Genomic DNA, 12,835 nt, shown 5'->3' with positions numbered 1-12,835 from the left:
CTTGCGACGGTGGTCGTCCACCGAAGGATTTATTTTTAACGTAGTACTATTTTTAACCTTGTATCAGCAACGCAGGTCACGTTACCAAACTAATAATTCAATGGGTGTTGGATTGTAGCCATTACAAGGGTTATTCAGCTGCGGACAATTTGAGATTAAAACAATCACGTCCATCTCCGCCTTTAACTCGACATATTTACCTGCGCCGGAAATACCATCTTCAAAGGTTAAACCACCAGCGGCTGTCACCGGCACATTCATAAAGAAATTAATATTGTGGCTGATGTCGCGTTTACTTAAGCCGTATTCCGGGTGTTCAGCAATGGCTAACATCCAGCTGTCACGGCAGGCGTGCATACAGCGCTTTTCCAGATCATAACGCACGGTATTGCTTTCGGTGGCACAGGCTCCGCCTAAGGTATCATGACGGCCACAGGTGTCAGCGACAATTTCCAGCATCACATTATTACGATCAGAACGTAATTGTGAGCCGGTGGTTAAATACACATTGCCCTGTTCACGAATGGTATCGGTCGCGCTGTAACGCTCCTGCGGATCGTTGGCATTATAAAATAAGGTATCGGCAGCCTGGTTACCTTCCAGATCCAGAATACGGAATGTCTGACCGGCTTTTACCACCCCAATATAATAATCACCGGCATCAACGGTATCGCGTTGAATGGCATTTTCCGGAATTAATTCAGAGGTGACTAGCTCGTTTTTATTTAGCTCTGTTGTACTTAATTCAGTTTTATTCAGCGTACTGTCTAACATAATAAAGCCCTCAAATTAGAAGCCAGAGGCAATATGATATAAACGGTTATTATCAAAACCGCGCTGATTTTCCGGACGGAAGTTTTTGCAGTAATCGTCATCCGCAACCGGCTGTGCCACACCGAGTTCAACCTGAACCGGTAAACGCGGATACTGCTCAGCTTGATTCAACGGATGTGGACAAGTATGCAACACCACCAGCGTATCCATTTCAAAGCGCAGAGTAATCTGATTACCAGCCTGAGAATGCTCGGCCGCCAGGCTCATATTGCCCCGCTCATCCACCGCAACTTTACTGAACCAGTTGATATTGGCTGCCATATCGGCGCTGGTTAAACCGTACTTGGCTAATTCGACTAAAAATGCATCGTTGCCATTCTGGTACCAGTCGTTACGGTCGCTTTGATAATCACGCTTACCCCACTGCTGTTCGATATGACTGGCGTGGCTGTTACCACACACGGTTTCATGCCAGCCCAGGTCATCATCAATAACCGAGGCAAAAATACGCCCCATATCAGAGTACAGGCAATTGCCTTTGGTTAATTTAAAGGTGTGCTGACACTTTAACGAATCAGGAGCGTTATAACGCTCCAGCAGGTTCTCAGGGTTGTAGAACAACATGCCAACGTTGGCGCTGCCTTCGAGATCCGTCAGGCGTAATACCGTGCCACGACGTACCCGCAGTGACCAATGGCTGCCACCCGGAATAACCGTTGTATAGTCGATGGATTTAATCAGATCAGACATGACTTATTCCCCAACCAGAACGAGGGACAGGAATAAGGAGGGAAGCAATAAAGCCGTTTTTAATGGAATCATATCAACCTCTGCAATTGTGATTACCGGATTGAGTTACTAACTCAGGAGTACCCATGGCAAAGCCAAGCAAGTCTCCCGGGCTTTTATCCCGCCGTGTAACCTGTGTTTTTCAGCAACAAACCTATAACAATAGTTTGTGTGAAAAGGAGAGGTCGAATGCTCTCGGACCAGTCATCTGCGCGTTTGAATACTTGTCTTAAACTGCGAGATCGGAACCCTAGCGTTCTATTTCGTTCAATTGTTGTCCGCTATGACAAGGGTACGGACGCTTTGATTGTATCAAATTTGATGCCAGCTTAAAGCCTGACTTTTATGGCATTTAACCCGAAAAAAAGCACTCTTTTCAGTCATGGATTAATAATGCGACCCAGAGTAGTGCACTCAACACCTCTGCTTGAATCATTAGTGCTGCTGTAACGATAAGCACTATAAAGATAGCAGCCAATCCTGAACTTCGGTGCACGAATCCGCACCCGCGATAACCCCCTGCTGACCCAGCACCTGGGTAGCCTGACGACGTAACTCGGATGGTGTCATGGAAAATATTTTCTTAAACCGGGCCGAAAAATGACTATGATCGGTGAAGCCCCAATCGGTAGCAATATCGGTGAGCTTCCCGCTGTAACCCTGCTCAATCAGACGGTAACATTTTTCCAGGCGTCGCTTCTGAATATAACCCGCCAGTCCACCGTCTTCTTCAAACAAACGATAAATGGTTGAACGAGACACATGAGACGCCGACGCCAGTGTTGTCACACTCAGGTTATCACTGCTCAGGTTCGCTTCAATCAGGGCTAAAATCTGTTCTTTTTTCTGTTGTTTATGACTCTTTTGCGTCCCCCGGATCTGACGCTGAGCCATGGTCAGATAATCCAGTAGCCGTTCCAGGTTCTGATTTAACAGATTATTGGCTAACTCGGCGTGTAATACAGGAAGTTCAGACCAGAGTCGTTTAAGCAGGTCTGCGATCTGATGTGCCAGCGGGTGTTTAGCCGGAATCACCATGGACGTAAGATCCGCTTGCTTACCGTTGTAACTCTGATACACCGAACGTGGAATCACAATACAGATCATGTCTGACGTCTGATCCCGGGTTTTGAGGTGATAACGCAGATCCAGCACAGCAATATCGCCGGGCTTCACGGTAATCCCTTTACCGGCGCTGAGGCCGCTGAAACCGCCACGAAAATACAATTGCACCACCAGATGTTCGGGGTCGTATTGTTCACTCCAGTAGCGGTCACGTTCGAAAGTTTGTTCTGAATATTGGCTGGTCGATACCACGCAGTGTTCCGCCAGATAAACTTCGGCACTGGCAGAAAAGCAATGCCGGGATTCAGCATCAACCTGAGCATCAAACAGTGGCGCCATATTCTGCTGCCATTGCCAGTAAGCTTCTTCAGATTCAAACCCCTGGGTATCAAACACAATCAGCGGTAAGGTTTCACTTTCTTCCATGCTCATAGAACAAACAGAACAATAGCCCAATGGAGAAACGATTATATCAGTCAGTGGCTAAAACAAAGCAAGGACTAAAAGAAGACAAGAACTAAAACAAGGCAGCGGCTATGGACTATAAGGCCAATCCAGCAATGCCACGTCTCCGGTCTGAATATTGTATTGAATCACCGGCACTCGATCCCCGGCCAAACCGGAATAATTACCACGAAAAAAACCACCGGTATAAACAAAGTGGCAATAGATATCCGCGCTTTCTCCCAAAGGCGCAATACGGCCAGCATTTCTTGCCCAATCAGACTGAGCCGCTGCACCGCGCCAGCCATTGTTGCCAGCAATAAATGGCAGCGATGGATCCGACACCTGCAACAGATCACTCCAGATCAGGGTGCAATCTCCTTCAAACGCCGTATTCAGATTCGCCAACCCCGCCGGATAGCCACTCAACGAGGGAATACTCTGATAACCGGCAAACGCCGTATCAGGCTCACCCGCTGCGCGCCAGTTAGCGTGATACACTTTTACCGCGCTGCGCATGGCCCCGGCATAACTGGCAAAAACCGCATCATCCGCATCGCTATCAATATCGGCAAACAAAGATAGCGCCGTAGCAGACAATATCCCAACCAGCACAATCACTGAGATCAATTCAATTAATGTAAAACCCCGGCTGCTACGCATAAGCCGCTTTGCCCTTACCCAATGATTCAATAACAATACATTCAGCTTAGCAAAAAAACCGGAGAGTGATGTTTGCGACCGGATTATAAAGCCAGCTTAATTTCAGCCAGCTCGCCAGTTTCCGGGGCTGATCTCGGCCTGGCACAACACAACAGTACCTCGTCATCGGCGATGGCTGCTTCCGCTCCCTGATGCACCACCTCGCCTTTTAACAGCGTGGTTTTACAGGCACCACAACGGCCACTGCGACAACTGAATTCAGGTTGCAAACCGTGTGCTTCGGCAAAGTCCAATAACGTGCCTGTGTCTGGCGTCCAGTTCTGTATTACCTGAGACTGGCTGAACTCGACTATTGCCTGTTCCGCAACATTATCGGGCTGGCCAATCTCAGCATCACTTTTATTGTCACGCTGTAACGATGCCGGGCCAAAAGCTTCGGCTTCAATATGATCATCGTTCACACCTAACGAACGTAATAAATCATACATATCCTGCATAAAAGCCGACGGGCCACAAATAAAGCTCTGATAATTATCTAGCGCTAAAACAGACTGTAATAACTGACGATTAATGCGTCCACCATGCTGATAATCTTTGCCAGCGATTGCCCCAGTGGTGTCAGACAGCACCCAATAAACAGCCAATTGCTGACCAGCCGCCTGCTGTAACTGTTCTAATTCTTGGACAAAGCTGCGCTGTTGTTTATTTTTTGCGCTAACAATTAACACTATATTGCGCATGCGTCGGGTGCGTAGTGCTTCGTTTAGTGCATGACGCAGCATAGAAATCATCGGGGTAATACCAATCCCGGCGGCCAGTAAAAGAGCCGGACGCTGATCCGCCGCATCAAAATAGAACTGACCTGCCGGAGCGCGAATGTCAAAGATATCGCCCTCTTCCAACCGATGCAGAGCAGAGGATACCTCACCGGCTGTTTCTGCAGAGCCTTCGCGCTTTACACTGATACGATACCAATCATCTTCAGGAGCACTGGAGACGGTGTAATTACGAATCTTCAACTTGCCATTAACCAGCAGCTTAACGGTCAGGTATTGTCCGGCTTTAAATGGTGCAACACTATGTTGTAACGGACGTAAATAAAAAGATTTTACCTTTTTACTCTCTTGTTCTATTCGTTCAATCTGAGCCTGATGCCACTGTTCTTTCAATGTCGCACTTTGTTGTTTCGCCTGAGCCTCTGGCCAGCTGCCGGTAATTAATGTGTTTGGTGAATAGTCCTCAAAGATAAAACGGAAGGGTAATACCTGACGCAAGCGATAACCCCGATGCAGACGAAACTTCCATACCCGTTCAGCACCGGCAAAAAAACGGGCTTCATCACTGTCCCATAAGACTTCTGCTTCTCCGGTTAACATCAACAAGTCACCTTGTTCAAAGTCTGGAATTAACAACCCGGCTTTTGGATTCAGGGCAAAATTGCCAAAGGTATTAAAGTGGTAATTACCGGCGTAATCAGGAATGGTTAATTCAGCCGCATTATCAACCCGAATAAAGCCGGGTTTACCACCACGATGAGAAATATCCACACCCTGGCGTGCCTCACCACCGGCAAGATAGCTGGAAACAAAAAAGGTGTCGGTTTTTTCAATCAAATTAATGGCCTGATCATCCAATTTATTAAGGGATTCGCGATCCGGCGTTAACTGTTGAGAATCCAGCCATTTAATACGGCGCCCCTGGATATACTGGGGACAGTTGCCGAACGCCTGATCGACATTCAGCCGGATCATTTGATGCTGCAGCTGCTCTACCGTAGCCGACAAGCGATTACGGCGACGAGTATGCAGCTCAACACCCACCAGTCCAACCCGACTACCAGGTTTTAATTCCTGCGCCAGTATGTCATCAGTCAGGGGCAATGTATTAATCGTCAGTTTGCGTTCATCGGGAGTCTGAATAAACCCCGGATTGCCGCACAACATACTGGCCCATGGCCAGCCTTGCTGATCAACATAACCGACAAAGATATACGGCAGGTTCTGATAAAAATCCCGATGTTGTTGTGGCATATAATCACGAATAACCTGACGACCAAATTTTTCCATTTGCTGGCGCACGCCAAGGTTTTGTTGAATACGCTGTTCACCCGGATGAAATGGTGAGTCATCAATACTGGCAGTGATGGGGGGCTCGAATGCAGACATGATTCTCTCCGTTACCATTATGTTTTAAAAATCAGCTATAAAAGATAAAAAGGGCCGGCTATCAAGCCGGCCAAGGACAGGTTGTCTTCAAAGGAGTAGAAGACGATCGAGGGAAACGAACCGCAAGCATAACCATAATCCTCACGGCTATTTAATGGCTGTAATATTGCCGCAACACAGCCATCAAATTAGAAAGCAACCAGCTATATAAAAGTGGCTGATTGCCGAAGACTTTCAACCCGCCATTAATCCAACGGGAGTGGACGTCATCGCAATAAAACCTGGCAGTGATTCAACCCGCTCCAGCCAATCAGAAATCGCCGGGTAAGCGACCAGAGAAATATCACCTTCCGGAGCATGGGCGATATAAGTGTAATTAGCGATATCAGCAATGGTGGCACGATCACCAACCAGCCATTCTTTTTCAGTTAGCCTTTTTTCTAATATTGAAAAAAGACCGTTACTGATGTCAATTGCACGTTGCTGATCCAGTGCAGCGCCAAATACGTTGACCAGTCGGGCTGCTGCCGGGCCATTTGCAACCGGGCCTGCAGCAATGGATAAAAATTGTTGTACTTCAGCAGCTTCTACCAGATCGGTTGGTAGCCAACCTCCTTCTGCATCATACTGGCTGGCCAGATATACCAGAATGGCATTCGAATCTGCGATCACAATATCGCCATCCTGTAATACCGGAACCTGGCCAAAGGCATTTTTCTTCAGAAACTCAGGTTGCTTGTGTTCACCCGCTTTCAGGTCAACATCAATAATGTTGGCCTCCAGCCCCAATAAAGACAACATTAACTCAGCCCGATGAGAGTGGCCGGATAACGGGTGACGATATAAAGTAAGTGCCGACATAAGTTTATCCTCAGAATAACGAATGAATGTTAAAAATTCGTCTTTTACGAATAATTTATCTTTAGCGACATCCGTGCCAGATTCTCAAAACCATGGAATTTTTTAATTATCTTCAGTAAAAAATCACAACCTTCTATATACAGACAAACCAAAGCCAAATAAAACCGATCAAAAGCCACCAAAAAAATCCGCCAAAAAACACGAAACTCCGTTAAAAAACGATATTTCGAATAAACCAAAACACAAGCTGACGATCCAATATACCGGTCAAAACCACCAAATACCGTATTACTACGAAATTTAGTGCCATCTGCTCCATCCGTCACGAAATAACGGAATTAATCCAACTATTTTTATAATCTCATCATAAGAAATTAAAAAAATAAGAGTTGGTACAGCTTTCGCTAAAACCTGATTTCCCATTAATTAATATCTCAAACGAGGAAAGTAAAATGAAAATTAAATTCTTAATGGTTTTAGCTGCTCTGGTGTTTGCCGGTTTCAGCCATGCTGCGCCCCGCGTTATTCATCTGGATGAATACAACGGCTACTTTGCAGCTGAGGAGACGCTTGCCAACCTTCCAGCTGGGGAATACACCTTTATTGTTACCAATAAAGCGGGCAAGGTTGTGGGTTTTCAGATTCAGGATCAGAAAACACATAAGCAACTGGATTTATTCCCTCTGGAAGTGGGCGAAACACGCTCAACAACCGTCACTATCGGTAAAAATGGTTTCCGCTACCGTTGTCCGATTAACCCAACTCCCTGGTACGACGTTGATGTTCGCTGATAGCTGGCTGACGTTAGTATCTCACTGGGGCAGCATGAATGGTTGCTGCCCCGTTTGTTTAACTCCCGGAGTGTTTTATGACGAACGAACAAAGGCCACCACTACCACCATTTAATGAGCAAACGGCACGTATGAAGGTGCAAGCGGCAGAAGATGCCTGGAATACCAAAGACCCGGCCCGGGTTGCTCAGGCTTACACTAAAGATTCGCAATGGCGTAATCGAGATCAGTTTTTTTCCGGACGAAATAAAATCATCGAGTTTTTAACTACCAAGTGGCAAAAAGAAATTGATTATCGACTGCGTAAAGAGCTCTGGTGTTTTGACTCTCATCGTATTGCCGTTAAATTCCAATACGAGTGGCACGATGATGACGGGCAGTGGTATCACTCTTATGGCAATGAACTCTGGCAATTTGATGATGACGGCCTGATGGAACGCCGTGAAGCGTCAATCAATGATGTCAGAATCGACCCAAGTGACCGACTATTAACTTAGCTTGCCCACCTCTGCATTGTCACGGCCGCCTTATCACTGGTAAGCCTTGATAAGGTGGCCTTTTATACGGTGCTATAAACGGCTGCTACAAACGGGTTTTAATGCCCAGCTTCGCCATACGCGAACGTAACGTGTTCGGGTGCATGGCTAATTTTATTGCCGCACCGTTATCACCCGAAATTCGTCCATTACAAGCCCTCACCACACGCTCGATATGCTCTCGCTCAACCTCCTGCAATGGGCGTAAGTCCGGCTCATCCAATTGGGTATCCTGTGAATTCAGCGCACCATTCGTTGGGCTGCTGTTTGTCTCTGAACTGCTGTGTGTCTCTGAATGAGTGCCCGCCTCTGCTGTATCCGGTAGCAACCCGGGAGCGACTTCCAGTAAATTCCCCTTCGACAAAATCACGGCTCGATCAATCACATTCTGTAATTCGCGGATATTCCCGGGCCAGGGGTAACGAACCAGGCGTTCCATACTGGATTCACAGACCCCTTCCAGTGAACGGGCAAATCGTTTACTGGCTTTCGCAACAAACTTTTCCACCAACAGCGGAATATCATCAGCACGATCACGCAGTGCTGGTAAAAACAACGGAAATACATTCAGGCGGTAAAATAAATCAATCCGGAATTTTCCTTCATCAACCAGCGTTTGTAAGTCACGATGGCTGGCGGCGATAATACGCACATCCACCTTAATAATTTCACTACCCCCTACACGTTCAAATTCTTTTTCCTGTAATACCCGCAACAATTTGGTTTGTGTTTCCAGCGGTAACTCGGCTATTTCGTCTAAAAACAGGGTGCCACCATTAGCCAGTTCGAAACGCCCCTGCCGGGTTTTTACCGCTCCGGTAAAGGCTCCTTTTTCATGGCCAAAAAGCTCACTCTCTACCAGGTTTTCGGGGATTGCCGCGCAATTAACCTTAATCATAGGACGGTGTTTACGTGGGCTGCGCTCATGAATGGCATGAGCAATTAATTCTTTACCGGTACCACTTTCACCTTTAATCAGAACCGTAGCGTCCGTTGGTGCTACCTGTTCAACTTCCACCAGGGTTTTAATTAACCGTTTATGGTTGCCAATAATCTCAGCAAAATTATGGGCACTTTTAATTTCCTGCTGCAGATAACGATTTTCTTCCTGTAATTTTTCCTGCAAGCTCAGTACCTGTTGATGAGCACGGTTCAGTTCCTGCTGAGCAATCACCCGCTCACTGATGTCACGAAATACCACCACCGCGCCAACAATTTCCTCTTCACCATCCGCGTTATGTTCAATTAATGGGGTACTGATGTATTCCACCGGGAAACTGCTGCCATCTTTGCGCCAGAACACTTCGTCATTCACTTTGGTTACTTTACCGGTTCGGGCGGCAGCATAAATCGGGCAATCTTTTTTATGATAATGACTGCCATCCGGATGGCTGTGATGCATCAGGTCGTGACTATTCTGGCCGCGCAGATCTTCTTCTTTCCAACCGGTAAGACGTTCAGCCACCGGATTGGAAAAGGTCGTATTACCGTTACGGTCGAAGCCATAAATACCGTCACCCACTGCATTCAGCAGCAGTTCATTAAAGTCCCGCAACCGGGACATATCCCCGCTGAAATTCATCGTTTCTGTTCCCCAGGCTTTGCTGATTGTTTCACGCTCGTGGGTTGTCATCGGTGTGCACTCCTTTTGCCAGGGCCTGTTAACACTATAAGTTACCAAATATCGTAAATGTACGGTATTTAGTATTTATTCGACTAACGAGATTTCGTACACCTCATCCCTAAAATCATCTAACCGATTGATTTTAAAGAGTTTCACATCCTTGACACGAGCTTCGCTCTATATCCAGATAATTATCAGCAGGATTAATGCCGATTTATCGTGAGGGAGAAACAATGAACAGTCAGAATGAAATCTGTGAAGAATATTATGCCCAGCCGAATCAACATCAACTGAGCCAACATCAATCAAACCAGCACAGGTTTAACAACCCGCAACAGCCGGAACGACAAAGCGAACCACAATCAGGCCTGTTCCTTGTTATGATTGCTGTACTGTTCGTCTGTGTTTTATTGGCTAGTGCTTTACTGGTCAGTGTATCGGGCGACACCTTGCTCAAAGGCGACAGCAACACCAGCAACTACAGTAATAATCCAGCTGATCGTCGTACGGAACCCTTGTTAAATTCGCATGAGTTTATCCAATATGGAACGTTAAAAGCGGTGTCATACGATAACTATATTAAGAATGCTGCGGAATTAAGGCTGAGGCCTGACAATAAACAGCAGCGCGTTTGGATGTGATGACATGATCTTGCACGGTTTACTGTTATTAAGCTCGGCTGCGGCACTGGCTGAAATCCCACAAGCCCTGATTCCGGCGCAAACCTATTGGCTGGGATGCTCTCCCGGCGACCCGGAATGTGATATTGACGAAGGCATTCGTCGTGCTGGCAGAATTCACCCGGTGCAGGTCAGTGTTAGTGCATTTTACATAGATCGTTCTGAAACCTCCGTTGCCGAATATCGCGAATGTGTTGAGTCCGGCGCCTGTAGTAAACCCTTCGATTTTCGTCGTACCCACTACTGCAACTACGATGCGCCGGGGCGGGATAATTATCCACAAAACTGCATTAACTGGTTTCAGGCGCAAAATTATTGCCAATGGCGTGGCAAACGACTGGCATACGATGTGGAATGGGAAGCCGCTGCCCGGGCAGGATCGGAAGATGCTCACCCCTGGGGAACACAACCCGCCAGCTGTAAAACGGCGGTGATGGACCCGGGGCATCCGACCAAACCCGATACAGTTACCGATGGTTGTTGGCGTGACTTAAGCTGGCCTCGTAACAGCTTTGCGCCTAATCAGTATGGTTTATACGATATGGTGGGTGGCACGGCGGAATGGTTGATGGACTGGTATCACCCAAATGCTCACCAGCAGTATTACGCCAAAGGACAACTCACCGGCCCAGACTCCGGCGAGTTAAAAGTGATTAAGGGCGGTGCCTGGGATGAAGAAGCCTGGGCCCAACGGGTCAGCAACCGCTTTGCCAAACCCCAAACCGGTAATCCGGATTTGTATGGCTCCAATGGTATTCGTTGTGTTAGCCCGCTTCCTGTTAATCCGCTTTCTGTTACCCCGCTTCTGTCGCCATCGCTGGAGTCGGATCATTAATCATCTGCTGCTGGCGGGTGGTTAAGTCAGCCATCTGAGGCTCGGCCATTTCATCGACCCAGCGCTGCCAGGTATAGGGCCATAAAATCGGATCACCATCGGCATCCAGATACCAGCTTTGGCAGCCGCCTACCCAGGCGGTGCCTTTGAGCCCTTCTTTCACGTAGGCATTAAATTTATCCACCGATTGCCATGGCGCTTCCACTTCGTCGTATTCCTGATTACGCCAGCGATCCATCAGTTTAATCACCCAATCCGTTTGCACCTCACTCATGGCAATCACCGAAAAATTACCAATCGGCGTATTCGGGCCCAGCATCAGGAAAAAATTTGGATAATTTGGCAACATCAAAGAACGATAGGCTTTAATTCGCTCTGACCAGGCATCGTCGATATGCAGTTCTTCGCGACCAATCATATTCATCGGTCGCATAAAATTAAATGGATTAAAGCCGGTGGATAACACCAGTACATCCAATTCGTGTTCTTGCTCGTTACCATCAGCGTCTTTGGTAATAATGCCTTTTTCGGTAATACGCTCAATGCCGTCGGTGATTAAATGGGCATTAGGTTGTTGAATACCGTTATAAAAGGTTTTATTAATCACCACCCGTTTACAACCCACCCGATAGTTGGGTGTTAATTTCTGTCGCAATATTTTGTCTTTAATACTGAGTCGTAAATTTAACTTGCAAGCCGTTTCAAGCAACCAGCGCTGAACTTTATGGCCCGTGACGGCTTTGGTAAAAAAGTGCTCTAAAAAAGCCACGCTGAATTTTCTCGCCATGGCCGTTAATAATGGCGATTTAATAAAGCGTTGTTTAATTTTTTCCGAAATTTCAAAGTTCGGTAATGGCAATAACCACTGAGGAGTACGCTGAAAAACATTAACCTGAGCACCGGTTTTTACCAGCTCCGGAATACATTGCGAGGCAGTAGAACCGGTACCAATAATGCCAACCCGGGTCGTTGGGCCTATCTCAACATCGTGATTCCAGCGGGCAGTATGAAACATCTCACCCTTAAATGAATCTAACCCTGCGATATCCGGATACGCCGGATGATGCAAAATGCCGGTGGCGGCTACTAAAAAGTCCGCTTCTAACTGTGCTGCTTTGCTGGTGGTTACCTGCCATTTTCCATCTTTAAAACGCGCATCGGTAACCGCCTCGTTAAAACGCACATGCTCCATAACATGGTATTTATTGGCAACGTGTTCAAAATATTGCTGAATTTCAGCACCTTCGGCAAAAAAGTGTGACCAACCCGGATTGGGCTCAAACGAATAGGTGTACATATGCGCCGGTACATCACAGGCGACACCGGGGTAAGTATTCTCGCGCCAGGTGCCACCAACGTTATGGGTTTTCTCTAAAATAGTGATATTGGTGATACCCGTTTGACGCAGCTTGATTACCATCAAGATGCCCGTCATCCCGGCACCAATCACAATCACTGATGGGTTTCTCTTACCGTTTTTAATAGCGTTCACCTGATCTTGAAACTGCGCTGTATGCATAATGCCGCCTGACTATTTTTATTGTTTGTGATGTAACCAGCATACTGGCTGATACCACCCTTGCGCCATGAGAGAATCAGACTTAAATT

Annotated in this window: 12 protein-coding genes and 1 riboswitch; of the genes, 4 read left to right on the top strand and 8 right to left on the bottom strand. The window is 46.9% G+C overall.

The window, feature by feature from the left end; genetic code table 11:
• Nucleotides 1-81: 81 nt before the first annotated feature.
• From ACO05E_RS11695 to ACO05E_RS11670, 6 genes are all read right to left on the bottom strand, one after another.
• Nucleotides 82-774, bottom strand: a complete 693-nt coding sequence (locus ACO05E_RS11695) for an urea amidolyase associated protein UAAP2 (protein WP_419813115.1) — start codon at nt 772-774, stop codon at nt 82-84.
• 15 nt (nt 775-789) lie between these two features.
• Nucleotides 790-1,524, bottom strand: a complete 735-nt coding sequence (locus ACO05E_RS11690) for an urea amidolyase associated protein UAAP1 (protein ID WP_419813114.1) — start codon at nt 1,522-1,524, stop codon at nt 790-792.
• A 142-nt stretch (nt 1,525-1,666) separates the two neighbouring features.
• A riboswitch (guanidine-I (ykkC/yxkD leader) is annotated at nt 1,667-1,828 on the bottom strand.
• A 194-nt stretch (nt 1,829-2,022) separates the two neighbouring features.
• Nucleotides 2,023-3,060, bottom strand: coding sequence for a helix-turn-helix domain-containing protein (locus ACO05E_RS11685; protein ID WP_419813113.1), 1,038 nt, complete (start codon nt 3,058-3,060; stop codon nt 2,023-2,025).
• A 102-nt stretch (nt 3,061-3,162) separates the two neighbouring features.
• Nucleotides 3,163-3,735 (bottom strand): type II secretion system protein, encoded by a 573-nt coding sequence (locus tag ACO05E_RS11680; protein ID WP_419813112.1) that lies wholly within the window; start codon nt 3,733-3,735, stop codon nt 3,163-3,165.
• Between the two features lie 83 nt (nt 3,736-3,818).
• The gene (locus ACO05E_RS11675; RefSeq protein ID WP_419813111.1) at nt 3,819-5,900 is read right to left on the bottom strand and encodes a pyridoxamine 5'-phosphate oxidase family protein; all 2,082 of its coding nucleotides are present in this window, start codon (nt 5,898-5,900) and stop codon (nt 3,819-3,821) included.
• Nucleotides 5,901-6,134: 234 nt separating this feature from the next.
• Nucleotides 6,135-6,761 (bottom strand): glutathione S-transferase family protein, encoded by a 627-nt coding sequence (locus ACO05E_RS11670; protein ID WP_419813110.1) that lies wholly within the window; start codon nt 6,759-6,761, stop codon nt 6,135-6,137.
• Nucleotides 6,762-7,213: 452 nt separating this feature from the next.
• Here ACO05E_RS11670 and ACO05E_RS11665 point away from each other — a divergent pair, with 452 nt between their 5' ends.
• Nucleotides 7,214-7,552, top strand: a complete 339-nt coding sequence (locus tag ACO05E_RS11665) for a hypothetical protein (RefSeq protein ID WP_419813109.1) — start codon at nt 7,214-7,216, stop codon at nt 7,550-7,552.
• 77 nt (nt 7,553-7,629) lie between these two features.
• Entirely contained in the window at nt 7,630-8,049 is a 420-nt protein-coding gene (locus ACO05E_RS11660; protein ID WP_419813108.1) for a DUF1348 family protein, read from the top strand.
• An 85-nt stretch (nt 8,050-8,134) separates the two neighbouring features.
• Here the strand turns inward: ACO05E_RS11660 and ACO05E_RS11655 are convergent, their stop codons facing one another.
• On the bottom strand, nt 8,135-9,721 hold the full coding sequence (locus tag ACO05E_RS11655) for a sigma-54 interaction domain-containing protein (RefSeq protein WP_419813107.1): 1,587 nt from the start codon (nt 9,719-9,721) through the stop codon (nt 8,135-8,137).
• A gap of 197 nt (nt 9,722-9,918) precedes the next feature.
• Between ACO05E_RS11655 and ACO05E_RS11650 the strand changes: the two genes are divergently transcribed.
• Both ACO05E_RS11650 and ACO05E_RS11645 read left to right on the top strand, forming a co-directional pair.
• Nucleotides 9,919-10,353 (top strand): hypothetical protein, encoded by a 435-nt coding sequence (locus tag ACO05E_RS11650; protein ID WP_419813106.1) that lies wholly within the window; start codon nt 9,919-9,921, stop codon nt 10,351-10,353.
• 4 nt (nt 10,354-10,357) lie between these two features.
• Nucleotides 10,358-11,227 (top strand): formylglycine-generating enzyme family protein, encoded by an 870-nt coding sequence (locus tag ACO05E_RS11645; protein WP_419813105.1) that lies wholly within the window; start codon nt 10,358-10,360, stop codon nt 11,225-11,227.
• On the opposite strand, the gene ACO05E_RS11640 is transcribed toward ACO05E_RS11645, so the two are convergent.
• A complete protein-coding gene (locus ACO05E_RS11640; RefSeq protein WP_419813104.1) occupies nt 11,187-12,746 on the bottom strand; it encodes a flavin-containing monooxygenase in 1,560 nt (519 codons plus the stop codon). The two genes, ACO05E_RS11645 and ACO05E_RS11640, sit on opposite strands and share 41 nt — an antisense overlap.
• Between the last annotated feature and the right edge of the window lie 89 nt (nt 12,747-12,835).

This window comes from Bacterioplanoides sp., from assembly GCF_965226395.1.
GTDB lineage: Bacteria > Pseudomonadota > Gammaproteobacteria > Pseudomonadales > Oceanobacteraceae > Bacterioplanoides.
The sequence above is the reverse complement of the archived record's forward strand: the minus strand, read 5'-3'. Positions and strand labels throughout refer to the sequence as shown.